Raw genomic sequence first — 268 nt, 5'->3', positions numbered from 1 at the left:
CGATGCCGCGCTCACAGCAGGCCCGACCGCGGATGTCGCCGGCATCACGCCGATATTCGATGCGGACGCGGAGCAGATCCGCATCGAGGGCTCGCTTCCCGCCGGCACCGTCGTCACGGTGACCTACCAGGTGACGGTGCTGCCGGACGGCGACCGCGGCGACAACATCCTCGCCAATGTCCTCACCCCGGACGCCCCGCCGTACGTGTGCGCCGACGGCGACCCCGACTGCGACCCGTTCGTGCCGCCCGGCACCGACCACTTCATC

General features: G+C 70.9%; 1 protein-coding gene. It reads left to right on the top strand.

The genetic code is table 11. From position 1 onward, the window contains the following. Positions 1 to 268: DUF7927 domain-containing protein (locus tag SB660_RS20970; protein WP_410584301.1), on the top strand; the 268-nt coding region annotated here is incomplete at both ends.

Source organism: Bacillus sp. SIMBA_005 (assembly GCF_046535585.1).
In the GTDB taxonomy this organism is placed as follows: domain Bacteria; phylum Bacillota; class Bacilli; order Bacillales; family Bacillaceae; genus Bacillus; species Bacillus pumilus.
Note: the sequence above shows the minus strand (reverse complement) of the source record. Positions and strands in the feature narration are given on the sequence as shown.